This window comes from Nocardioides salarius (genome assembly GCF_016907435.1).
GTDB lineage: Bacteria > Actinomycetota > Actinomycetes > Propionibacteriales > Nocardioidaceae > Nocardioides > Nocardioides salarius.
The window spans coordinates 3,999,046-4,021,934 of the sequence record NZ_JAFBBZ010000001.1 but is presented as its reverse complement, the minus strand read 5'-3'; the positions used below and the strand labels follow the sequence as shown (position 1 = coordinate 4,021,934).

At 74.0% G+C, this 22,889-nt stretch carries 23 protein-coding genes and 1 tRNA gene; 3 read left to right on the top strand and 21 right to left on the bottom strand.

Translation table 11 applies throughout. The features are described 5' to 3' along the window. Positions 1-41 precede the first annotated feature (41 nt). The 9 genes from JOE61_RS19300 to JOE61_RS19260 form a co-directional block, all read right to left on the bottom strand. Entirely contained in the window at positions 42-437 is a 396-nt protein-coding gene (locus JOE61_RS19300; protein ID WP_193667338.1) for a hypothetical protein, read from the bottom strand. Between the two features lie 203 nt (positions 438-640). Continuing rightward, positions 641-895 carry a hypothetical protein gene (locus JOE61_RS19295; RefSeq protein WP_193667339.1) on the bottom strand — a complete coding sequence of 85 codons (255 nt, stop codon included), beginning with the start codon at positions 893-895 and terminating at the stop codon, positions 641-643. 3 nt (positions 896-898) lie between these two features. Next, entirely contained in the window at positions 899-2,059 is a 1,161-nt protein-coding gene (locus JOE61_RS19290; protein WP_193667340.1) for a hypothetical protein, read from the bottom strand. Positions 2,060-2,140: 81 nt separating this feature from the next. Beyond that, complete coding sequence (locus JOE61_RS19285; RefSeq protein ID WP_193667341.1) at positions 2,141-2,290, bottom strand: hypothetical protein; 150 nt, start codon at positions 2,288-2,290, stop codon at positions 2,141-2,143. Between the two features lie 228 nt (positions 2,291-2,518). Continuing rightward, complete coding sequence (locus JOE61_RS19280; RefSeq protein WP_193667342.1) at positions 2,519-3,250, bottom strand: hypothetical protein; 732 nt, start codon at positions 3,248-3,250, stop codon at positions 2,519-2,521. A gap of 127 nt (positions 3,251-3,377) precedes the next feature. Then, a complete protein-coding gene (locus JOE61_RS19275) occupies positions 3,378-4,367 on the bottom strand; it encodes a peptidoglycan recognition protein family protein (protein WP_193667343.1) in 990 nt (329 codons plus the stop codon). Further along, positions 4,354-4,854 carry a hypothetical protein gene (locus tag JOE61_RS19270; RefSeq protein ID WP_193667344.1) on the bottom strand — a complete coding sequence of 167 codons (501 nt, stop codon included), beginning with the start codon at positions 4,852-4,854 and terminating at the stop codon, positions 4,354-4,356. Before JOE61_RS19270 ends, JOE61_RS19275 begins: the two co-directional genes overlap by 14 nt. Further along, positions 4,854-5,447, bottom strand: a complete 594-nt coding sequence (locus JOE61_RS19265; protein WP_193667345.1) for a helix-turn-helix domain-containing protein — start codon at positions 5,445-5,447, stop codon at positions 4,854-4,856. The genes JOE61_RS19270 and JOE61_RS19265 overlap by 1 nt, the downstream gene beginning before the upstream one ends. Positions 5,448-5,693: 246 nt before the next feature. Then, the gene (locus JOE61_RS19260) at positions 5,694-5,846 is read right to left on the bottom strand and encodes a helix-turn-helix domain-containing protein (protein WP_239553333.1); all 153 of its coding nucleotides are present in this window, start codon (positions 5,844-5,846) and stop codon (positions 5,694-5,696) included. A gap of 84 nt (positions 5,847-5,930) precedes the next feature. Here JOE61_RS19260 and JOE61_RS22750 point away from each other — a divergent pair, with 84 nt between their 5' ends. Beyond that, entirely contained in the window at positions 5,931-6,224 is a 294-nt protein-coding gene (locus JOE61_RS22750; protein WP_193667667.1) for a helix-turn-helix domain-containing protein, read from the top strand. Here JOE61_RS22750 and JOE61_RS19250 read toward each other — a convergent pair. The 5 genes from JOE61_RS19250 to JOE61_RS19230 form a co-directional block, all read right to left on the bottom strand. Then, a tRNA-Asn gene (locus tag JOE61_RS19250) sits at positions 6,186-6,258 on the bottom strand. The genes JOE61_RS22750 and JOE61_RS19250 overlap by 39 nt on opposite strands. A gap of 55 nt (positions 6,259-6,313) precedes the next feature. Then, positions 6,314-6,820 (bottom strand): hypothetical protein, encoded by a 507-nt coding sequence (locus tag JOE61_RS19245; RefSeq protein ID WP_193667347.1) that lies wholly within the window; start codon positions 6,818-6,820, stop codon positions 6,314-6,316. Then, the gene (gene dnaG / locus JOE61_RS19240) at positions 6,817-8,739 is read right to left on the bottom strand and encodes a DNA primase (RefSeq protein WP_193667348.1); all 1,923 of its coding nucleotides are present in this window, start codon (positions 8,737-8,739) and stop codon (positions 6,817-6,819) included. Before dnaG ends, JOE61_RS19245 begins: the two co-directional genes overlap by 4 nt. A gap of 30 nt (positions 8,740-8,769) precedes the next feature. Then, positions 8,770-9,705 (bottom strand): 2-hydroxyacid dehydrogenase, encoded by a 936-nt coding sequence (locus tag JOE61_RS19235; protein WP_193667349.1) that lies wholly within the window; start codon positions 9,703-9,705, stop codon positions 8,770-8,772. A gap of 9 nt (positions 9,706-9,714) precedes the next feature. Then, entirely contained in the window at positions 9,715-10,995 is a 1,281-nt protein-coding gene (locus tag JOE61_RS19230; protein WP_193667350.1) for a deoxyguanosinetriphosphate triphosphohydrolase, read from the bottom strand. A gap of 43 nt (positions 10,996-11,038) precedes the next feature. On the opposite strand from JOE61_RS19230, the gene JOE61_RS22320 reads away from it, so the two are divergent. Next, positions 11,039-12,037, top strand: coding sequence for a GNAT family N-acetyltransferase (locus JOE61_RS22320; RefSeq protein ID WP_193667351.1), 999 nt, complete (start codon positions 11,039-11,041; stop codon positions 12,035-12,037). Here JOE61_RS22320 and JOE61_RS19220 read toward each other — a convergent pair whose 3' ends face one another. Then, positions 12,038-12,658, bottom strand: coding sequence for a DUF4328 domain-containing protein (locus JOE61_RS19220; protein ID WP_193667352.1), 621 nt, complete (start codon positions 12,656-12,658; stop codon positions 12,038-12,040). 154 nt (positions 12,659-12,812) lie between these two features. Between JOE61_RS19220 and JOE61_RS19215 the strand changes: the two genes are divergently transcribed. Further along, complete coding sequence (locus tag JOE61_RS19215; protein ID WP_193667353.1) at positions 12,813-14,084, top strand: HNH endonuclease signature motif containing protein; 1,272 nt, start codon at positions 12,813-12,815, stop codon at positions 14,082-14,084. A gap of 328 nt (positions 14,085-14,412) precedes the next feature. Here the strand turns inward: JOE61_RS19215 and JOE61_RS19210 are convergent, their stop codons facing one another. Genes JOE61_RS19210 through JOE61_RS19185 form a run of 6 tightly spaced genes read right to left on the bottom strand, consistent with a single transcriptional unit; the run spans position 14,413 to position 22,829 of the window. Next, positions 14,413-15,867, bottom strand: a complete 1,455-nt coding sequence (locus JOE61_RS19210; protein WP_193667354.1) for an oligosaccharide flippase family protein — start codon at positions 15,865-15,867, stop codon at positions 14,413-14,415. Next, positions 15,860-18,034: a glycosyltransferase gene (locus JOE61_RS19205; RefSeq protein ID WP_193667355.1), complete on the bottom strand. Its 2,175-nt coding sequence runs from the start codon at positions 18,032-18,034 to the stop codon at positions 15,860-15,862. The genes JOE61_RS19210 and JOE61_RS19205 overlap by 8 nt, the downstream gene beginning before the upstream one ends. Then, the gene (locus JOE61_RS22645; RefSeq protein WP_193667356.1) at positions 18,031-19,548 is read right to left on the bottom strand and encodes an O-antigen ligase family protein; all 1,518 of its coding nucleotides are present in this window, start codon (positions 19,546-19,548) and stop codon (positions 18,031-18,033) included. The genes JOE61_RS19205 and JOE61_RS22645 overlap by 4 nt, the downstream gene beginning before the upstream one ends. Next, positions 19,545-20,375, bottom strand: coding sequence for a polysaccharide deacetylase family protein (locus JOE61_RS19195; protein WP_193667357.1), 831 nt, complete (start codon positions 20,373-20,375; stop codon positions 19,545-19,547). Before JOE61_RS19195 ends, JOE61_RS22645 begins: the two co-directional genes overlap by 4 nt. After that, entirely contained in the window at positions 20,368-21,663 is a 1,296-nt protein-coding gene (locus tag JOE61_RS22640) for a P-loop NTPase family protein (protein WP_193667358.1), read from the bottom strand. The genes JOE61_RS19195 and JOE61_RS22640 overlap by 8 nt, the downstream gene beginning before the upstream one ends. Continuing rightward, positions 21,660-22,829, bottom strand: a complete 1,170-nt coding sequence (locus tag JOE61_RS19185) for a cellulase family glycosylhydrolase (protein ID WP_193667359.1) — start codon at positions 22,827-22,829, stop codon at positions 21,660-21,662. Before JOE61_RS19185 ends, JOE61_RS22640 begins: the two co-directional genes overlap by 4 nt. Positions 22,830-22,889 lie beyond the last annotated feature (60 nt).

The following is a 22,889-nucleotide window of genomic DNA, read 5'->3' as shown; positions in this document are numbered from 1 at the left end:
GATCCAGACCCCGGCCACGACAATGACCAGCCCCGCGAGCCTCACGTCAGCACCCGTACGCCGGCGTCGTCGCGGGTGGTGCCTCGTGCGCCGTCCTCGGCCCCGCCGTCGTCGGGCGGGGTCCATGGACGGTTGACGAACTTGGCCCCGAGCCAGCCGGTCACGCCCTCCTTGCCGTAGCGCAGGTAGTTCAGCGCCAGGACGTAGAGGAAGAGACCGCCGAGGAAGCCGGCGCCGTCGTTGGCCGTGAGCCGGCGCGGCGGGGTGAGCGTGAGCCCGCCCGCCGTCCGGGCCGCGGAGTCGAAGCGGCGCTCAGCCCCGTCGAAGAAGCCCTCTCCCCCGCGTGAGCCCTTCGAGCTCTGCGGCTGCGACTGCGCAGCTCGCATCTGCTCGGCGGTCTCCTCGAGGGTCGACGGCGAGGCGGTCTTGCTCGGCACCGGAGCCGGCGCAGGTGCGGCCGGCGCGGGTGCCGGTGCAGCTGCGCGCGAGCGCGTACCGGTGGCGGGGCGGCCTGCCGTGCGAGCCCCGCCACCGGCCGCGGCCTTGCGGCCGCCGGCGGTGGTCGCGCCGCGGCCAGCAGCCGCTCCACGACCGGCCGCTGCGCCTCCACGCGCAGCGGCGCCGCCGACGGCCATGACGCTCACTTCCCGACGCCCACGGACGCCGAGATCGGGCCGACCCGCACCGACGTGGAGTAGGCCATGAGCCCGACCGACGCAGCGGCCACGATCCCGAACCAGAAGAGCGGGCTCTGCGGGCTCAGGGGCGAGGCGCTGGTGCCGGGGTGGGGACCCGCGACGTTCGCCAGCTCGCGGGCCTCGTCGGACTGCTGGGGGCGGTTGGTGAGGAAGCCGCCGCCGTACTTCTCCTCGGCGCTCTTGATCCACTGCGACATGGCTCAGGCCCCAGCGACGAAGATCGACTCCGCGACGTACTCGGCGGCCGCGTTGGTCAGGGTCAGCCCCGACGCGAGCTCGACGAGCTGGCGGAACTCGGACGTGGTGCCGAGGTCCACCGTGTCGCGGAAGGCGTTCTCCTGCGCGAACTCGTGGCAGAAGAAGCCGTGCGCCTTGCCGATGTCGGTGTTGTAGTACCGCTCGTTGAGGGCGCGGAGGATGATCCCGCTCTCGAGCTCGTCGGGCGTCTCGTTGCCCGAGTAGCGCCAGCCCAGCCGGCCGTAGTTGGCGTCGGTGACCGCGAGCGGCGCACCGGCGCCGGCGCCGTTCCAGACCTGCGTGAAGAGGCGGAGCAGCGTCTTGCCGGCGCCCTGGCCGGTCATGCGCAGCTCGTTCACGCCGAGGCTGAGGTTGGTGTAGCGGGTCTGGATCAGCGAGTGGAACTGCGAGAGGTCCGGCACGACGATGTTGCCGTCGCTGATCGGGATGCTGAACCGCTTGGCGATCACCTGCACCTTGCCGGCCAGGCCGGCCGCGCCGTTGCCCGCGAGGGCGAAGAGCTCGGCGGGCGTGGCCCAGTCGAGCACCAGCGACAGGTCGGTGCTGGAGGTCGCGCAGAAGATCGCGCCCATGAGGTCCACCTGGTCCTCAGCGATGGGCAGCACCCACTCCAGGTCCACGTCGTAGGTGCCGCCGGCGATCGCGGTCGCACCGGAGCCGACGCCCCACGACTCGTGGGACTGCGACAGGGTGCCCTGCTGGATCGTCGACCCGGCGATGGACTGCTGGACGCCGCGGTCGTTGAGGTCGTGGTGGTGCATGAACTCGCGCACCTTGAGCTTGGCGCCCGAGCAGTTGATGAGGTTGCTCTGACCGTTGGCGGTGAAGCGGACCTGGCGCAGCAGGTCGTAGGGCCAGCGGCGGGTGGTGGCGACCGAGCCGGAGCCCGGGGTGACGGTCAGCTGCCCGACGAAGCGGACCGTGACCTCGCTCAGGATGTCGGTCTTCTTGATCTCCACGACGTCCTGCTGGGCCAGGCCCGCGAACGTCTTGGAGACCTCGGTGCCGAGCTTGCGGCGGGTGCGCGCGAAGAACTCGGAGGGGCGGACGGCGGACTCGGGGACCGCGATCCCCTGCATGTAACGCTCAGCGGCCTGGGCCATTGGGGTGTTCCTTTCAAGAACGGGGGTGGTGGTTGCCCCCGGGCACGGCCCCGGCGGACGGGTGGGACATCGGTACGGCGGTCAGCCGTTGCGGCGCACGACGAAGTCGCGGAAGTCCCCGAGGCCGGGGACCGGGAGCCGGTCGGCCGCGAGGTTGAGCATCGTCAGCGCCACGAGGCTCGTGCCGCCGACCGCGGTCCAGAACGCCAGACCGCGAGCGGGGCGAGCCATCAGCCGCGCTTCCCGTACTTGTCGTAGGCCACGACGACGGCCAGGGAGACGGCCGCGGTGTAGATCAGACCCTTGGTGGACATCGGTTCTCCTTCGAGGATGGGGCGCCCGGGTCGGCGTGGGTTTGCCGCGCCGACCCGGGCGTGGGTTCAAGGCGAATCCGATGCCTTTGTCGAGGGAATAACTTGCTATTTGCTCGGCGTGTCGCCTTGATATGGCCCGACCGGACTACAGATCGACGTTGTAAACGAACGCCACGTGATCGACCTTCTCGGGCCGCTTGGTCTCGGCCAGGTGCGGCCAGCGGGTCGGTGCACCGACCACGTGCGCGGTGTCGATCACCCGGCTCCCGTGGGTGCCCTTGCCCGCGGGCGGGAGGCAGCCGGTCCACACCGACTCCGCCCCGAGGGTGTGGGTCAGGTAGCCGCGCCAGTGCGGTGAGCGCTGGTCGAGGTTGGCGTCCATGTGCGCGAGCACCACCCCGGGCGCAGCTGCGATCCGCTCCCCCCAGGCGACGAAGCCGCGGCGAGCGGCCAGCACCCGGTTCTGCTCGGGGTTGCGTCGCCAGCTCGCCGTACCGCCCTGCACGCCCGAGGGCGCGTGGCCGGCCTGCACGCGCACCCGCTCGCGGGAGTCTCGAGCCCGGAGGTCGAGCTGCCCGACCAGGAAGAGCTTGCTCAGCGACCCCATCGACCAGAAGCGCAGCGGCGTGAGCACGATCAGCCTGGCGCGACCGGCCTTGCTCAGACGGGTGGTGTCCCACACGAAGAGGTACTCGTGGCGACGCAGCACCCGGTAGCGCTTCGGCAGGCGGGCGCGGACCTTCTTGACCAGGGCCCGCGACCGCGACTCGGTGGTGGTCAGCAGCCCGAGGTCGTCGACGACGACCAGGCGCGCGACGTACGCCGCCAGGGCGTCGGTGTCGGCGTCGAATCGCAGCGACGCGTGGCCGGCCTTCACCGCGGGCCCCGGAGCAGACCGGCGGTCAGCAGCTTGCCGATCGTGCCCACCTCGCCCTCGGTGCGGCCCTTGCGGCGCCCGGCGACGTAGGCCGCCAGCACCACCGCGGTCATGGACCCGAGCCCCCTCACCTGCGGCTCCGGGCCGCGCGCTGAATCTGGCGCCAGGTCAGCGGGTTCATGCGCCCGCTCTCGACCTTGCCGGGGCGGTCGCGCTGGAACGCCTTCACCCGGTCCAGCGTCCACTTGGTCACGGTGTCGCGGGCCTCGTGGGTGCTCTTGCGGTTGGCCGGCAGCGACAGCAGCCAGCCCTCCAGGCGCTTCACGTGGCCGTCCTTGCACTGGTGGTGCAGGCCGAAGTGGTCGGCGCCGGGCCAGGGCACGAGCGCGCGGCGCAGCTGGGCGGAGACGTCGGCGCGGGCCTCGTCCATGTCGATGTCGTCGGGGTCGGTCTTGCGGCCCGGCGCGTACTCCTTGTGGGCGCACAGCGCGTTGGTGGGCTTGGCCCGGAGGTGGCGCAGGATCGCGGCCGTGCCGCGCACGAGCGACTCGTACATGGCCTCGGGGGTGTCCTCGCCGGTGGTGTTGTCGGTCTCGACGCCGATCGCCTCGGCGTTGCCGGAGTCGTCCCCGATCGCGCCCCAGCCGTCGCCGTAGCCGGCGTGGTTGGCGCGGCCAGCGGCCAGGACGTGCCAGGTGCCCACGGGGTGCTTGCCGCCGCACCCGAGGCAGACCCACAGCTGCGAGAGCGGCGCGGGGATGCCCTCGCTCGGTCGGCCGATCTCGGCCAGGAACGCCGCCAGCGCCGGCGAGGGGCCGGGGGCGGAGGCGTCGTGGTGCCACATGACGCCCTGCGGGTCCCAGGGCCCCGTCGAGCGGGGGCGGCCGCGGGTCTTCCACCCGGGGTACTCCACGACGTCGCAGCCGGCGGCGCGCAGCACGTCGGCCAGCCACGTGCACATGCTGTAGTCGGCCGCGAAGCCGGTCAGCCGCGCCAGGTCGGGGTTGAACGCGGTCGGCTTGACGTCGAGCCACGAGCGGGCTTCGAGGTCAGTCATCGCGAGCTCGTCGGGCAGGTCGACCGGCTGGGTCGCCTCGGTGCGGTCAGTGCTGGGCATGGTGCAGCTCCTTCTCGGTGGTGGTGGCCGGCTTGCGGGCTGCGAGCTCGGCGCGGACCTGGGCGAGGACTTCGCCGGGGTCGCGGGTGTGGAGGACTTCGCCGGTCGTCTCGTCGACGGCGGCGGATCGGGGGCCGGCCGGGGTGAAGGCGTGGCCGTCGTCGGGCAACGCGGCCAGCTGCTCGCACCGGGCCTGCCCCTGGTTGCAGATCGCGCAGCGCTCGTGCGCCTCCAGGGGCCGGCGGGTGACGACGCTCGACGCGGTGCGCCAGTGCTCGCCCTGGAGCGGGATCACGCCCGGGGTGCGGTTGGTGGCGGACATCGCCGCGCGGATCGCTGCGATCGCGACGTCAGGGCCGGGCGCCAGGTCTCGGGCGTACCCGATCTGGGCCACGATCCCGGCCGTGTCCCAGTCGCCGCGCAGCTCGTGGAGGAAGGCCGCGAGGGCGGTCGCCTGCCGGTGGGTGATGTGGGGCCAGCTGCTCATCATTCATTCCTTCCGAAGTCCAGCGGATCGGTGACGCCTGGCGGGTACAGCTCGTCCGGCTCGGCCCCGTACAGACCGTGAGATGAATGAATGCCGGACCCCGAGAGTTCGAGGCGGGGTTCCTCTGGTGGTTCTCTTGATGGTTCGGGGGGCGCTGGCGCCAGGGGGCGGGGGGCGTTTACGCCAGGGGGTCGGGGGGCGCTGGCGCCAGGGGGCGGGGGGCGTTTACGCCAGGGGGTCGAATTGCCGTCCCACAGGTCCGTATCCGAGGTGCGAACGTCCCGGTGCTGAGCCGATCGGTCACACCAGGAGGGACAGCGCACGAGCACCTCGTAGCGGTTCGGGCGCCGGTAGTCGGGCATCCGCTCGCCGCCTCCGTGCTGCACCGAGATGTGCAGCTCCCCGAGCTCTTCGAGGGTCCGCAGCGCGCGTCGCACGTTGCGGTCGTCCACGCCGGCGTAGCGGGTCAACGTCCTGATCGACGGCCAGGCGCCGCCGTCGCCGGCGTGGTTGGCGATGCCGAGCAGCAGCACCTTCGCGGTGCCGGTCGCCTGGGAGTGGTTCAGCACGACGGCCATGTGCTCGACGCTCATCCGCGACACCTCCGGCACTTCCCGCTGGGGTGGGTGGTCCGCTTGCCGCACACGCACGTCGATTGCAGCGGCGTGGGGTGGTGGTGCGCGTAGGCCGCGCGGGCGCGCTCCTGGGCGCGGTTCCAGCGGTCGAGCTCGGCCAGGCGCGCGTCGGCGTCGGCTACCACTGCCGGGCGCGGAGCGCGATCGCGATCCCGGCGACGCCGAGCACCAGGCCGAACGCCTGGAGCACGTAGGTCAGGGCGATCACGACGCCGCCTCGGTCATCGCTGCGACGTCGGTCGCCTGGATTCGGTAGTCACGCCCCACCTTCACCGCCGGCAGCGTGCCGGCCTTGATCCAGCGGCGGACAGTCACCTTGTTGACCCGCAGGGCCTCGGCCACCTCGGGCACGGTCATGAGATTCGGCATGCCCCGGAGTATTAGCCGCGTCGTGACTAATTTTAGGTAGACACGCCGACACATCTAGTCACTTCACGACCGATGAGCGCACACGGCGGTACAGTTGCGAACATGACGACCGCACAGAGCGAGGCGATCTCGATCGCCGTCGAGGTAGGCGCGAACATCCACCAGCAGATGTGGCGCAGGAAGATCAACCAGACGCAGCTGGGCGCCGCGATCGGCGTCTCTCAGTCGACGGCTGGGAAGAAGGTGCGGGGCGAAGTCCCGATCACGGTGGTCGAGCTAATGCAGATCGCCCGGCTCCTTGGTGTGGAGCCGGGCGACCTGGTGAAGCTCCCCCGGTTGGACTCGAACCAACAACCCTCCGATTAACAGTCGAATGCTCTGCCAGTTGAGCTACAGGGGATCGGTGCAGCGCGCACACAGTAGCAAGGCGCTCGTGGCGTGAGAAATCGAGGTCCCTAGCGGCCCTCGACCTGCTGCCGAGCGGCCGTGAGCGCCTCCTGGGCAACCTCGCGGACGGCCGGGTCGGCGGGGTCCACGCCCTCGTCGTACTCGAAGAACCAGCGCAGCTCCTCGCGCCCCGAGGGAGCCCGACGCGCCACCACGCGCAGGTGCCGCCGGGGCGCCACGCGCACCTGGTGCTGGTAGACCACGCTGGCCGTCACCCGTTCGCGGACCAGCTCGAGCAGCCGGGTGGCGCCCTGCAGCTCGACCCGGTGCTCGACACGCTCCTCGCCCCAGGAGCCGAGCTCGCTGACGCGCAGGGTCCCGGTCTCGGCGTCCCAGTCGGCCGCCTCGACCTGCTCCCACGGCAGCCGGCGCACCGGGCCGCCGTGCAGGGACAGGTAGAGGGCGTCGCGGGTGCCTCCGGCCACGGCGTCGTCGGTCTCGGCCCAGGCCAGCAGCCGCTCGCCGCGCGCGACGTCGAGGTCGGGCCGGCCGGAGCCGGGCAACGAGAACCTCATGTGCCCACCACCCGGTCGCGCAGCGCCCGGCGGTGCTGCTCGAGCGCCGCCAGCTCGCCGAACATCCGGTTGTAGGACTCGGGGTCCTCGACCGGGTTGGTGCGCTGCAGCCGCGACTTCACCTCGGTGATCCGTCGCGCGGCGGTCAGCTCGAGGAGGCGCAGCACGTGGTGGCCGACGTACGCCGCGTCGGGCTCCTTGTCGGTCAGCAGCGGCTCGACGGCCAGCATCGAGATCGCGGCCAGCACGTCGGGGTCGGTGGTGGCATCGCGCAGCCGCCCGGCCCAACCGGGGTCGCCGGCGCCGGCGGCCGGGCCGCCCGCCGCGGCCACGACCGCCCACACGCCCCGGTAGGTGGGGTGGGTGAAGTCGTCGGGGCCGATGTCGGCGGTGCTGCGCCCGATGGCCATCGGGTGCTGCACGACCAGCTTGAGGGTCTCGCGCTCGAGCTCGAAGCGCGGGTCGCGCAGGTCGGGCAGCGCCTGGCGCACCGGAGCCGGCGCCTCCCCCGTGCCACCTGGGCCTCCTGGGCCTCCTGAGCTCGTGCTCGCGGAGTCGCGGCGGTCGGGCCGGCCCGACTTCTGCGGCCCGCGCGCGGCCGCCCGGCGTACCTCGGAGCGAGCCTCGTCGGGGTCGGTGCCGACCATCTGCGCCAGCTCGCGGGCGAAGGCGTCGACCTTCGACTTGTCGCGCACGCTCGTGACCAGCCTGGCACCCTCGCGCAGCGCGTCGACCCGGCCGTCGGCCCGGTCGAGGTCGAAGCGGGAGACCACGTTGGAGAGCACGAAGCGGTAGAGCGGCACCCGCCGCGCGACCAGCTCGCGCACCGCGGCGTCGCCCTGCTGGATGCGCAGGTCGCAGGGGTCCATCCCGCCGGGCTCGACGGCCACGTAGGTCTGGGAGACGAAGTTCTGGTCGCCGCCGAAGGCGCGCAGCGCGGCCTTCTGCCCGGCGGCGTCACCGTCGAAGGTGAAGATCACCTCGCCGCGGAACTCCTCGTGGTCGTTGAGGAAGCGGCGCAGCACCTTGGCGTGGTCGTCGCCGAAGGCGGTGCCGCAGGTGGCGACCGCGGTGCCGACCCCGGCGAGGTGGCAGGCCATCACGTCGGTGTAGCCCTCGACGATCACGGCCTGGCTGGAGCGACCGATCTCGCGGCGGGCCAGGTCGATGCCGTAGAGCACCTGGCTCTTCTTGTAGATCGGGGTCTCGGAGGTGTTGAGGTACTTCGCGTCGATGCGGTCGTCGTCGAAGATCCGCCGGGCGCCGAAGCCGATGGTGTCGCCGGAGGCGTCGCGGATCGGCCACAGCAGCCGGCCGCGGAACCGGTCGTACGGCGAGCGGCCGACCGCGACCAGCCCGCCGGTGGTCAGCTCGTCGACGCTGAATCCCTTCTGGCGCAGGTGCTTGAAGAGCGCCTCCCCGTCGCGGGGGGCGAATCCGACGCCGAAGGTCTGCGCTGCGGCCTGGTCGAAGCCGCGCTCGTCGAGGAACTGGCGGGCCACGAGGGCGTCGGGCGTGCCGAGCTGGTCGGCGTACCAGGCCTGTGCCTCCTTGTTCGCCTCGATCAGCCGGCCGCGCTGCGGGCCCTTGGGCTTCTCGTAGGTGCCGTCGCCCTCATCGCGCATCAGCGCCACGCCGGACTTGTCGGCCAGCCGCTCGACGGCCTCGCCGAAGGAGAGCCCGTCGATCTTCATCACAAAGCTGATGACGTCGCCGCCCTCCTGGCAGCCGAAGCAGTGGAAGAAGCCGCGGGAGGGAGTGACGTGGAAGGACGCGGACTTCTCGTCGTGGAAGGGGCACAGCCCCTTCATCGACCCGCCACCGGCGTTGCGCAGGGTCACGTACTGCGAGACGACCTCGTCGATACGGGCCTTCTCGCGCACCTCGGCGATGCTCTGCTCGCGAATCCTGCCCACCACGTCGGCGATCCTACGGGCGGGCGGGCGCGCTCAGTACTCGCCCGTCATCTGGTTGTGGAGGGGCTCCCCCGCGGCGTACCTCTCGAGCTGCTCGCGCACCAGCCGGTGGGCCCGCGGCCACATCGCCGAGGTGGCTCCGCCGACGTGCGGGGAGACCAGCAGACCGGGGGCGTCCCACAGCTGGTCGTCGGCGGGCAGCGGCTCGGTGTCGACGACGTCCACGGCCGCCAGGAGGCGCCCGGCGTGCAGCTCGGCCAGCAGGTCGGCGGTGACCACGACCGGGCCGCGGGCCATGTTGACGACCAGCGCGCCGTCCTTCATCCGGGCCAGCAGGTCGGCGTCGACCAGGCCGCGGGTCTCGTCGGTGAGCGGCACGATCAGCACCACGACGTCGGCGCTGGGCACCAGGTCGGCGAGCTCGTCGAAGCCGTGCACGTGGCCCCGGTCGGTCTCGCGGGCGGTGCGGGCGACCTTCACGACCTCGCACTCGTTGGGCAGCAGCCGGTCCTCGATCGCCTGGCCGATCGCGCCGTACCCGACCAGGAGCACCTGCTTGTCGGCCAGCGAGGGCCGCCACCGGGTGTGCCACCGGCGCTGGTCCTGGTCGCGCACCATGCCGGGCACGTCACGCAACGCGGCGAGGACGAGCGTCAGGGTCAGCTCGGCGGTCGAGGTGTCGTGGATGCCGCGGCCGTTGCACAGGGTGACGCCCTCGGGCACCCGGCTGCGCACGTTGTCGACGCCGGCGCTGAGCGTCTGGACCACCTCGAGGCCGCTCATCCGCTCCAGCACGTCGCCCACCTGCGGGCCCATGGCGTAGGGCGTCGCGTAGAACGCGACGTCGCCGACCGAGTCGGGCACGTGCTCGCGCGGGTCGACGACCTCGTAGCGCAGCCCGCTCGGCACCTCGCCGAGCTCGGCGGGGTCGAAGGGCAGCCAGACGAGCCGGTCACGCTGTTCGCTCATGGCGCGAGGCTAGCCGCGGGCGCGCAGCAGCTCCCAGCGCGCCACGGCGCTGGCGTCGGTGAGCGAGGCGACCTGGTCGACGACCACGCGCAGCCGGCCGGCGTCGTCGCCCGCCTCGCGCCAGTCGTCGGCGAAGGGCCGGTCGAGGGCATCGGGGCCCCGGTCGAGCAGCAGCGCGACCAGCTCGGCGACGAGCGCGCGCTGGCGCACCATCACCGCGATCCGGTCCTCGGCCTGCATCACGTAGTGGGCCGCGACCCCCTTGAGCACCGCGATCTCCAGGCGGGTGCGCTCGGGCACCACGAGGTCGGCGCGGTAGCGGACGAAGGGGCCGTCGGCGGCGGCGAAGGTCGCGGCCTGCACCTCGCCGCAGAAGCGGCCGATCAGGTCGCTGGTGAGGTTCTTGAGCGCGGCCAGGCTGCGCCGGGAGGCGTCGTACGCCGTGGTGGGCCACGAGCCGACCGAGCGGAGCCCGGCGAGCACCTCGTCGAGCACGTCGTCGTCGGCGCCCGGCTCGTACCAGGAGCGCACCGTGGCCCAGACCGCGGCGGTGTCGAGGTCGGTCAGGTCGACGCGGCCCGCCACGGTGCCGTCCTCGACGTCGTGCACCGAGTAGGCGACGTCGTCGGCGAGGTCCATCACCTGCGCCTCGAGGCAGCGGCGTGCGCCGGAGCCCGGCACCGGCGCGCGCATCCAGTCGAAGACCGGCAGGTCGTCCTCGTAGACGCCGAACTTGTGCACCTCGCGCGGTGAGCCGTCGGCGTGGACGCCGCTGGGGGCCTCGGCGGCACCCCGGGCCCACGGGTACTTCGTGCAGGCGTCGAGAGTGGCCCGGGTCAGGTTCAGCCCGACCGAGCGGCCCTCGGCGTCGATGGTCTTGGCCTCGAGCCGGGTCAGCAGCCGCAGCGTCTGGGCGTTGCCCTCGAACCCGCCACAGGCCCCGCTGAGCTCGGCCAGCACCCGCTCGCCGTTGTGCCCGAACGGCGGGTGGCCCAGGTCGTGGGCCAGCGCGGCGGTCTCGGCGATGTCGGGCAGGCTGCCCAGCGCCCGCGACAGGTCGCGGGCCACCTGGGCCACCTCGAGGCTGTGGGTCAGCCGGTTGCGCACGAAGTCGTCGCTCTGCGGGCCGACCACCTGGGTCTTGGCCGCCAGCCGCCGGGAGGCGGCGGCGTGCACCACGCGGGCGCGGTCACGCTCGAAGGGCGTGCGCTCGGGTGCGTCGACCCGCTTGGGGGGCTCGGGCACCAGGCGCTCGCGCGCGTGCTCGTCGTACAGGTCCAGGGCGTCCATGGCGCCGCCACCCTATGCGGTGCCTCCCCCCTAGACTCACGCCGTGCTGCCCCTCGGAGGACCGGAACCCGCGACCTGGGACGCCCTCGCACTGGCGGCGCGCAACCTCTTCGCCACCCACGCCTGGGCCAGCACCTGGTGGGCCGAGTACGCCGACGGCGCGACCCCGCACGTGCTGGTCGACGACCCCGCCGCTCCCCGGGTGGTGCTCCCGCTGCACGTGCGCGGGCGGGGGCTGCGCCAGGTGCGCTGGATCGGCCACGGCCCCGCCGACCTGCTCGGGCCGGTTTGCGCCCCCGAGGACCTTCCGCGTGCCGCTCCCCTGCTGCGCGCCGCGCTGGAGCGCGGGGACCTGCCGGCCGACGTGGTGCTGCTGCAGGACTGCCCGGTCGCACAGCCCTGGTGGGAGCCCCTGGGGGCGCGCGTCATCAGCACCGAGGTCAGCCCGGTGCTGCGCTTCGCGGCGGACCAGACGTGGGAGTCGTGGCTGGCCTCGAAGAGCAAGAACTTCCGCGGCCAGGTCAACCGCAAGCCCCGCACCCTCGAGCGCGGCCACGACGTGGTGGTGCGCCTGGCCACCGCCGAGACCCTCGAGGCCGACCTCGACGCGCTGTTCGCGCTGCACGCGGCCCGGTGGGAGGGCGACAGCCCCCTGCTCGACCCCCGCCAGCACCGCTTCACCCGCGCCTTCGCCGCGCTGGCGCTGGAGCGCGGGTGGCTGCGGCTGTGGTCGATGGACGTCGACGGCCGCTGCGTCTCCTCGCTGCTCACCTTCGCCTTCGGCCCCGACGTCTACTGCTACCAGTTCGGCCGTGACCCCGGCATGGACCGCGATTCCGTCGGGTTCGTGCTGCTGGTGCACGCGGTGCGCGACGCGCTCGAGCAGGGCGCCCGGGAGTTCCGGTTCCTGCGCGGCGACGAGGACTACAAGTACCGCTTCGCCGACGCCGACGCCCCCGTCGGCACCTTCGCGCTGCCCCGCGGGCTGCGCGGCCGCGCCGCCGTCGCGGTGGCCGCGCGGCGCCGCGCGGGCGAGGGCTGATCAGGCAGCTGCAGAGGCCGGGACGTGCGGCGACTGCTCCACCAGCCGGGTGGTGCTCCTGACCACCAGGATGCCGAGGACCGCGGCGGCGACCCACAGGACCGACCCCACCACGTCGGACAGGTTGGCCGAGGCGATGGCGGAGATGGTCTCGGAGTCCGAGGCGCCGGCCCCGCTGACCAGGGCAGCGGTGACGCGTCCGGCGATCGAGGCGCCGACCACGCTGAGCCACCACGCCAGGACGACGTCGGACTGGCGACCGAGGGTGCTCTGGCTCGCCACCCGCACGTCCTCGACCACCTGGTAGGGCCGCACCAGGTTGAGGAACGGCACGAACCACCCGCCGATCGCCCAGCCGGACCTGTGCTCGAGCCGCGACGGGTCCATCCGATCGCTGCGGTGGGCCTGGAACAGCCAGGTGATCATCAGCACCAGCACGGTGAGGTGGACGAGGGTCAGCACCAGTGCGGCGACCGCGGTGCCCGCGTCGTACGCCGTGGCCTGCCCCAGGTCGACGGCGGCGGGCTCGTCGACCCACCCACTGAAGGTCCGCCAGGCCCAGAACGAGAAAGCGCCGTTGAGGAGGTTGCCCAGCAGGGCCAGCCCGAGGAGGGCCACCACCGCCTGGGAGAGGATGGTCGCCGAGCGGTCACTTTCGCACCATCGAGCAGTCAGTTTCGCACCGTGCAAATCGTCTCGAAAAAAGTTTCGATCTGCCTGTGGAAAACGGCTCCTGACCTGGTGCTTTGTCGGTGGGCCCTGAGATACTTCACTCATGGCCACCACCGCGGCGCACCCCATCAACGGGGCGCTCGCGCGCATGCACTCGCTGCTTGACGAGCTCGCCGAGGTGTCGACCTGGTCGATGAGCCAGGCAGCGACGGCGGAGGCGTTGGTCGACTTCTCGCAGCTCGAGGCGAGGGTGGTCGAGCTGAAGTCGCGGACCCTCGCCCACGCCGAGACGGTGGCGGTGGCGGAGACGAACGCGTCGCCGTCGGTGGCGGTGTGGCACTCCAACGCGACACGGTCGACGAAGCGGGAGTCGTTCCGCCAGGTCCGCCTGGCTGAGGGGCTCGTCCGCTACGACGTGGTGCGGGAAGCGCTCGGTCGTGGCGAGGTGGTCGCGGAGCAGGCGTCGGTGATCTGCACGGCGCTCGATGAGCTGCCCGACGACCTCGACCCGTCGGTCTTGGAGCAGGCGACGAAGGCGCTGGTCGCGTTCGCGGAGGTCCACGACGCGAAGGCGCTGCGGGTGCTGGGCCGTCGGATCCTCGAGGTGGTCGCACCGGAGGTGGCGGAGGCGTGGGAGGCCGAACAGCTCGACCGCGAGGAGCGCGAGGCGGAGAAGTCGGCGGTGTTCCGGATGCGCGAGGACGGCCACGGCCGGATCAAGGGATCGTTCACGGTGCCGCTGCTGGCCGGCCAGATGTTGGAGCGGGCGCTGCTCGCGTTCGCCGCACCCAAGCACCAGATCGCGAACCGCGCCGCTGCAGATGAAGGCGAGCACGATGAGCAGGCACCGGTGCCGGTACGCCGCCCGACGGCGCAGCGGTTGGGTGCGGCGTTCGTGGAGCTCGTCGAGCGCCTCGACCCCCACGACTTGCCGAAGGCCGGTGGGGTGAACGCCACGGTTGTGGTGACGATGACCCTCGACTCGCTCAAGGACGGCCTGGTGGCCGCCACCCTCGACACCGGTGACCGGATCAGCGCCGCCACCGCGAGGCGGCTGGCCTGTGAGGCCGGTGTCGTGCCGGTGGTGCTGGGTGGGAAGAGCCAGCCGCTCGATGTGGGCCGTGCGAAGCGGTACTTCACCCCGGCCCAGCGGGTCGCGATGGGTATCCGTGACGGCGGCTGCACCACGAAGGGCTGTGACGCCCCGCCGGCGATGTGCCATGCCCACCACGACGACCCGTGGTCGTGCCACGGCCACACCGACCTCGACCGCGGACGACTCCTGTGTCCGTTCCACCACCGCCGCATCCATGACCCGGAGTACGAGGCCGACGTCGGGGCTGACAACCAGGTCACCTTCCACCGACGAACCTAGGAGCACTCCGCTCCCGGCCCCGCTGCTCGATCACCGGCGCTGCCGCGCGCCCGTTGGTTGAGGAGGTTGCGCAGCAACCGTCTGATACGGAAGTACGACACTCCTGAGACGCCGTTGGCCTGGAGTGACCGATGTGTCGACTTCCCCGCGCCATGGCGCGGCCCGGGGTTGGCCGCTGGGTTGCTCGAAACCCGGCGAGCCCACGGCGTACGGCGAGTGGGCACCTCACGGGGTCTCGGCGTCGCTCGTCGCTGGCGCTCCTCGCTGCTCGACCAACGGCGGTCCTCGCCGCCGTTGGCGCTCCTACCTGCTCGACCAACGGCGCGATTCAGGCGGCGACGCCGCGGCGGCGTACGAGGCCGACGAGCACCTGCTGCTGCTCGGGGGCGAAGCGGCGCACCAGGAGCAGCCAGGCGCCGAGGTAGACCACCGCACCGGCGACCAGCTCGACCAGCACCGGCAGGTGCAGCAGCACCAGCAGCGCGACCAGCACCACCGACGCGGCGCCCGAGCTCAGCAGCGGGCTCAGCACCCGCGGCCGCTCCCCCACCCGCTGCAGGAAGCCCAGCACCACCACCGCCTGCACCAGGTAGGACAGAGTCGTGGCCAGGGCTGCGCCGGTCGCTCCGAGGACCGGGATCAGGATCAGGTTGAGCGCCACGTTGACGCCCAGCGCCGCGCTGGAGGAGGCCAGCAGCGCACGGTGGCGGCCCAGCACGTGCAGCAGCGAGTCGCTGAAGCTGGCCAGCGCCAGCAGCATCGCGGCGGGTGCGAGCCAGGCCAGCACCGGCGCGGCGGAGGCGGCGTACGTCGCCCCGAAGAGCAGGTCGATGACGTCGCGGCCCTCGGTGAGCGAGACGGCGACGAAGGGCAGGTAGACGAAGCCGCCGACGGCGATCGCGCGCTCGCAGCCCAGCAGGCGCGTCTCGCGGCTGCGGGTGGCGCTGAGCACCGGCAGCACGGCCGCGTTGATCGCGTAGGTCACGAAGAGCACGGTCTCGAGCAGCCGGTAGGCCACCGTGTAGACGGCCACCGACCCGGCTCCCTCGAGGTGGCCCAGGATCAGCACGTCGACGCGGAAGAGCAGCATCAGCACCAGCCCGCTGACACCCACCAGGACCGTCTCGCGCACCGCGGCGGCCAGGTCGGCGCGCTCGAGCTCGCGCAGCGGCTGGCGCACGTCGAGACGGCGGGCGGCGAGCACGTGGGCCAGCCACCCCACGACGGTGCCGGCCAGGAACCCGGCTGCGACCCCCTCGGACCCCGTGCCGGCACCGAGCGCCGCCAGCACCGCGGCGGCGGTGGCCACCCGCTGCACCACCAGGGCCGTCGACACCCCGGCGGAGACCTGCCGGCAGGCCGCGGCCGTGCGGATCGTCTGGCTCCACAGCTCGGGGAGCCCGGCGGCCAGCATCAGCGCCAGCACCGTCCACGACCCGACGGCCGGCACCCCGGCCAGCAGCAGCCCCGCGGCCACCAGGAGCGGCACCGACAGCGCCGACTTCCACACCTGGGTGGCGCGGAAGAGCCGCGGCAGCGACTCGGGCACGGCGCTGCCGCGACGGGTCAGCCCGCTGTCGAAGCCCCACGCGGCCAGCGAGGTCAGCACCAGCATGATCGTGAGCGCGTAGAAGACCGCGCCGAAGTCGTCGGCCGGCAGCATCCGGGCGGCGGCGACGGTCCACGCCAGGGTGGCGACCTTGCCGAGCACCTCGGCGACCGCGCGCACCACGGCGTTGCGGGCAGCCCGCTGGGTGGTGTCGCTGATGACCTGCTCAGCCACCGGCGTCCCCGGTCGCGCGCCCCAGCAGCCCCCGCAGGCAGCCGGCGGCCTTGGCGACGTCCTTGAGGGCGACCACCACCGGCACCCGCACCCAGGTGCCGGGCACGACGTCGACGTCGCGGGCGCGCAGCGCCGGCAGCGCGAGGTAGCCGGCGGCCCCGGCGAGCACTGCGGCGCGGGTGCGAGCCCCGCCGGTCGCGAGCAGCAGCGGCCCCACGGCGTACGCCGAGGCGCGCACCAGGTCGCGGCTCACCAGCTGCCAGGAGCCGGCGCGGCCACCCCACTCGCCGTACTTGGCGTACATCCGCGCCATGTCGGCCAGGTCGCCGGTCTGCGCCCAGGTGACCCGGGCGTCGAGGGCCAGCGCGCTGCGGGCACCGGTGGCCAGCACGGCGTCGCCGAAGACGGCGTCCTCCGAGCTGCGCAGCCGCGCGTCGAAGCCGCCGGCGGCCTCCCAGGCCGGCACCGCGCAGGCCATGGAGCGTCCGTCGAGGCGGCGCGCCGAGAAGCTGCGCCCGCTCACCCGACCGGCCAGCCGGGTCAGGGCGCCGGGGCGCCGGGCCTCCTCGATCGAGGGGAAGAGCGCGACGCGGGCGGCGTCGCGCACCGGGTCGCCGCCGTCGACGTCGTAGACCCCGACGACCAGGTCGACGGGGTCGGGCTCGGCGAAGGCGGCGCGCAGACCGGTGAGCCACTGCGGCCCGGGCGCGCAGCCGGCGTCGGTGCAGGCCACCCGCGGGTGCCGGGCCTCGGCGAAGCCGGTGTTGCGCGCGACCGACAGGTTGACCCCGGGACCCTCCAGCAGCCGGATGCGGTCGTCGCGGGCCGCCCAGGCCGCCAGCTCGGCGCCCGTCGCGTCGGTGGAGCGGTCGTCGAGCAGCAGGTACTCGTCGTCGGGACCGAGCTGCGCCACGACCGCGCCGACGACCTCGTCGACGTGGCCCGTCTCGTTGCGGAAGCAGGTCAGCACGCTCATCGGGGGTCCGACCAGGCCGGCCCCGGGCCGGCGGGCCACGTGGGCCAGCAGCTGCACGGCGCGCTCGGCGCAGGCGCTCGCGTCGGGGTGGTCGGCGAGCACCGCCCGCCCGGCGCGACCGCACGCCTCGCGGGCCTCGGGATCCTGGAGGTCGGCCAGCGCGTGCGCGACCGCCCGGGGGTCGCTCACGGGCACGACACGACCGGCGGCGCGCGCCATCCGCTCGACCTCCGGGTTGCCGGTCGCACCGACCAGCGGCACCCCGGCGCCCAGCGCCTCGAGCGCGACCAGGGAGTAGCCCTCGCGCCCGAAGCGGTCGCCGTCGCCACGGGTCAGCACGGCCACGGCGTCGAAGGCCGCCAGGTGCCGGCCCGCGTCGGGCACCGGCCCGCTCAGCTGCACCCGGTCGGCCACGCCGTGCCGGAGGGCGAGCGCCTCGAGCCGGGTGCGCTCCCCCGGCTCCGACGGGTCGTCGGGGCCGACCACGACCAGGCGCCACGCCCGCGCGGCGTCGTCGGCCAGCGCCTCGATCGCGGTGTCGACGTCCTTGTAGCCGACCAGCCGGCCGAGCACGGCCAGCACCGGGCCCTCGCTGCTCGCCACCCCGTGATCCACCCCGTGCTCCGCCCAGTACGCCGCCGCCTCGGCGCGCGACGCCGGCGCGGGCGGGCGCGGGGGCGGCACGATCGTGGCGTCGGAGCGACGGGTGGCGGCGGCGACCGAGGCGGAGGTGGCCAGCACCGCGTCGCTCATCCGCCCCAGCCGGGGTGCGAGCTCGCGGTCCCAGGAGAAGTCGTGCTTGGCCCAGACCACCGGCACCCCGACCGCGCGGGCGGCGGGCACCACGGCGGCCGCGGCCTTGACCCCGTTGGCCAGCAGCACCTCGGCGTCGCTGTCGTGCAGGCGGTGGCCCAGGTCGAGGTTGCGCAGCGCCAGGTCGCGGGCGCGCGGCCCGGTCGGCAGCACCGTGACCGGCACGCCGTCGGCCTCCAGCGCCGCCCGCAGGGGGCCGTCCTCGAGCATCCAGACCTCGGGGCGCAGCCGTGCCCGGCTGGTGCGCAGCAGGTCGAGCAGCCAGGTCTCCGACCCGCCCAGGGTGCCGGTGGGGGTGACCACCAGGGCCCGCAGCGGGGCCAGTCGCTCCGGACCGTCCGGGGCACCGGCGCGGTCGTCGGTGGTGCTGGAGGTCAACGGGTCTCCTGGGTCGGGGTGGGGGCCGTCGCGCGAGCATGCTCGCACGCGGCCACGAGGGCAGCCAGCACCAGCCACACCGTGGTGAGCACGACAGGGTTGCGCAGGGGGTAGTCGAGCATGCCGTGCGCCAGCACCGGCACCAGCGCGGCTGCGAGCACGCCCGGCAGCAGGCGCACCTCGGCGGCGGGCGGCAGCGTGGCCGTGGCCCGGCGCGCCCGGAGGAGGCCCGCCCCCAGGCCGGCGACCAGGACCAGCAGCGCGCCGAGCCCGACGAGGCCGAACTCGACCGCGGTGTTGAGCAGCAGGTGGTGGGCGTGCTCGACCTCGAGGACCACGCCGGAGCGCAGGGAGTCGCTGGCGGCCTCGAGGAAGTAGCCGCCGGGGCCGTGGCCCAGCAGCGGCGCCTCGGCGACCAGGCGCAGGCCCTCGGCCCAGATCAGCGGCCGCTGGTCGTAGGGGTTGGCGCCGGCCTCACCGACCGAGGCGACCCGGTCGAGCACCTGGCCCAGCGGACCGACCCCGAGCAGGCCCAGGGCGCCGACCACGACGACGAGCCCAGCCCCCAGGCGCAGCAGCGAGCGCCGGGTCGGCGCCACCAGGACGGCCAGCGCGACCACGCCGGCGAGCGCGCCGAACCAGGCACCGCGCGACAGCGAGACACCGAGCGCGGCGACCAGCAGGCCGGCGGCGACCAGCCCGGTCGCGCGCAGGCGCGGTGACGCCGAGCCCAGCCCCACGCCCAGGGCCAGCACGAGCAGCACCGCGCTGAAGAGCCCGAGCTCGTTGGGCTGGGAGAAGACACCGACGGCGCGGCCGGTGACGACGCCACCGCCGTAGAAGCTCTCGGTGGGCCCCGACGCCACCAGCGCCCACGCCGACGAGGCGGCGCCGGCCACCAGCAGCCCCACCACGACCCGCGTGAGCTGAGTAGTGGTGCGCACCCCCGTCAGCACGGCCACGACCAGCAGCACGAGCAGCAGCAGCTGCACGTCGAGGCGGAAGGCCAGGTCGGCGTCGCGGGCACGGGGCGTGGCGAGCGCGGCGACGACGAGGAAGAGACCCAGGGGCACGGCAACCGGCCAGGGGGGCAGCCGCCAGTCGAGCCGGGCCGCCGCCGGCGCCAGCACCGCCACGGCACCGAGCGCCGTCACGAGCTGCACCAGGTCGACCGGGCCTGCGCCGACGTGGCCCAGCGGCAGGGTGAGCGCGACGATGGGCACCACCAGGTCGCTGCGCCGCCAGGCCAGCACGACCAGCACCGGGGCCAGCACGAGCAGCAGCGGGGCGAGCGGACCGGCGACGAGGCCAGCACCCGCCAGCAGGAGCCCCAGCCCCGAGCCGGCCAGCGCCAGCCCGGCCAGCCCGGCGGCCAGCCCGGCGACCCGCCGGGCGCGGGCACCCGTGCGGGCGGGCGGCCGGGCACCGTGCGGCGTACGACGCGGGCGGCGGCGGGGCACGTCGCCCCAGGCCCGCGCCCGGGGGCGGGGCGGGGTCACCGTGGGTGCGCTCACCGACCGCCTCGCTGCCCGCCGAGGGAGGTCAGCGCGGCGCGCACGGTGCGACGCACCACCGGTGCCCGGTCGAGCGCCGCCCACCACTGCCGGTAGCCGGGCAGCTGTGTCTTGAGCCGGAAGGAGGCCAGGGTGTCGGTGGCGTTGACGTCGACCCGGCTGACCGCGTGGGGACCGGCGTCGTCGAAGACCGAGAACGCGACGTCGAAGCCCTCGGCGGCGACCGCCTGTCGCGCGGCCGCGTCGTGGGCGCCGAAGGGGTAGGCGAAGGAGCGCAGCGGGTCGCCGACCAGCTCGGCGAGGCGCCCGTGCGCGCGACGGACCTGGTGGTCGAGGACGTCGGCGCCGAGCCCGCGCAGGTCGAGGTGGTCGGCGCCGTGGACGCCGAGCTCGAGCCACGGCAGCGCATGCAGGTGGCGCAGCTCGTCGGGGTCGAGCAGCGGCTCGTCGGCGGGCCGCGGCAGCCAGGTGGCCGTGCTGCCGGCCAGGTCGGAGGGCACGTAGAGCAGGGCCGGGACACCGAGCCGTTCGAGCACCGGCACGGCCAGCTCCAGCACCGAGGTGAAGCCGTCGTCGATGGTCACCACGAAGGAGCGCCGGGGCCGGTGGGCCCGGTCGGCTCGCGCGGCCAGGTAGCCGTCGAGGTCGAGGGCCTGCCACCCCTGGTCGAGGAGCCAGCGCAGCTGCTGCTCGAAGCGCTCGACCTCGACGAAGAGGTTCTCGGGGTCGTCGTCGCGCCGGTGCGTGCAGAACCCGTGGTACATCAGCACCACGGGCGGTCGACCGCGCGACGCCGGACGCCCGGCGCCGGGCCCCGGCTCAGCCACCGCGCCCGGTCTCGCGCAGGCCGGGTGCCTCCGCCTGGGCCCGGGTGGCGTGGTTGAGCACCACGCCGCGCACCGGGACGCCCAGGCGCTGCAGCCGGGTCGCGGTGCGCGCGACGGCCGCCGTCGACGTGCCCGCACGCACCACCACGACCGCCGAGGCGGCGTGCCCGGCGACGACCTCGCTCAGCTCGCCGGCGCCCAGGGGCGCGCTGTCGCAGAGCACGACGTCGTAGCGGTCGGCGCTGCGCTTGAGCAGGTCGGGCAGGCGGCGGTCGACGAGGTCGTCGACGCCGCTGAGCGGCTCGGTGGTCAGCACCGCCACGGCCCCCTCGCGGTGGACCGTCTCGGCGAGCGGGGCGCTCTCGGTGAGCGCGTCGTGCAGGGCGAAGCGGCTGGGGGTGCCCATCGTGGCGCTCAGACCGGCGTGGTCCAGATCGAGGTCGACCACCAGGGTGGACTGCCCCCGGTCCGCCAGCGTGCGCGCGAGCAGGAAGGACACGGTGCTGGCGCCGGCGCCGGCCTCGGCGCCCACCACCACGACCGGGCCGTCGGGGACGCTGGAGGCGGAGGCCAGGAACCCCGAGCGCAGGGAGCGCGCCGAGGCCAGGATCTCGCTGTCGGGGGCGACCGCGCGCCGCGGCCAGGCGGAGGTGAAGGCGGGCAGGCTGCCGAGCACCGGGCCGCCGGCCGCGCCGGCCGCGTCGCCGCCGGTGCGGGTGCGCGGACGCACCGCCTCGAGGGCGTAGGCGACCACCAGCGCGGCGAGGAGCGCGGCGAGCACCAGCAGCGCCTGCAGCGCCCGGGTGGACGAGAGCAGGCCGGGGGCCTCGGTGCGGGCGCCGGAGAGCACCGTCGCGTCGGCGAGGGGATCCTCCTCGCCCAGCGTCACGGTCTGCTCGGCCACGGCCCGGGCCACCAGCAGCGCGTCGTCGGTGCTGGGCAGGGTGGCTCGCACGGCCAGGTTGCCGGCCTCCTGCGAGGCGGTGACGTCGACGGCGGCGTCGAGCACGTCGACGGAGATGCCGGTCTCGGAGGCGACCTCGCGCAGCACCTCCGGGGAGGTCAGGACCACCGAGTAGCGGCCCAGGGCCAGCTGCACCGCGTCGGTGCTGAGCACGTCGGCCGACTCGGGGGCCACGCCCACCACCGCGACCGCGGTGGTGTCGTCGGCGCGCGTCTCGACGGCCAGGACCCCGACGGCCGCGGCGGGGACCAGCACCGCGAGCAGCACCGCCCAGCGGAAGCGCAGCGCCCTGGCCAGCACGCCCAGGAACGGTGCCCCGGTCACCGGGTCACCCCGTAGAGGTCGCGGAAGGCCTGCCAGACCGGGCGTGGGCGGCGCTCCTCGTCGAGCATGGCGTAGCCCTCCTGGTGCTCGTCGGTGCTCTCGTCGTTGGCCGCGTCCTTGTACCAGAACGCTGCGCCGACGTAGGGGAAGTCCTCGGCGAGCAGCGTCAGGGCCTCCGCGGCGTAGCGGGCCTGGGTGGCCTCGTCGACCCCACGTCGCCACGGCTCGGTCTCGGCATCGTTGTCGTGCACGCTCCAGCCGAACTCGGTGATCCACACCGGGAGCCGGTCGCCGTTCTCGATCATCGTCTCGCGCACCTCGTCGAGGTTGCGCAGGTTCCAGACCTCTCCGTCGTCCTCGACGCTGGGCGCCGAGTCGGCCGGGGCCTGGTAGGAGTGCACCGACATCACGTCGAAGCAGCCGCCCGCCCCGGCGTCGTAGGCGCGCTGGAGCCAGTCGTCGTCGTTGTACATCAGCCCGCCGAAGACCACCCGTGACCCGGGGTCCTCACGGCGCACGACGGGGTACGCCGCGCAGAGCAGCTCGGCGTACGTCTCGGGGTCGGTGCCGTGGTAGAAGACCTCGAGGTTGGGCTCGTTCCAGATCTCGTAGGCGTCGACGACGTCGCCCCAGCGCTGTGCCACCTCGCCCAGCGCGTCGGCGTAGTCGCCGGCGTCGTCGGGACTGGTGTACTGCGCGGTGAAGTCGTCGGGCTCCGACGAGGCCCACGACGGGGTCAGCCAGAACATCACGAGGACCTTGAGGTCGCGCTCGCGCAGCTGGTCCATCACCTCGTCGACCAGGGGCACCGCCCAGCCCTCGTCGAAGCCGCCGGGCCGCGGCTGGAGCATCGCCCAGCCGACGTCGAGGCGCACCCACGAGGCGCCGGACGCCTCGATGCGGTCGAGCACCTCGTCGCGCTCCGCGGCGTCGTAGTGGGTCCAGGTGCCGTGGAACTGCAGGCCCAGGGACGGCAGGGTGGAGGGGTCGGGCGGGTCCTCGACCGTCGCCGCCTGCGTCGTGGCCGTGTCGGAAACCTGGGAGCTCGAGGGGTCGAGCGCCTCGGACCCGCCGGCGCCGTCCTCGGCGCGCAGCAGCAGCACACCGCTGAGGGCCACCGCGGTCGAGACCGCGGCGGCTACGAGCACAGCGAAACGGCCCCCCATGTCGACGAGGCTACCCGGTGCGGCCCGCGCCGAAACACTCGTGCACTGGTGAGGCCGCCC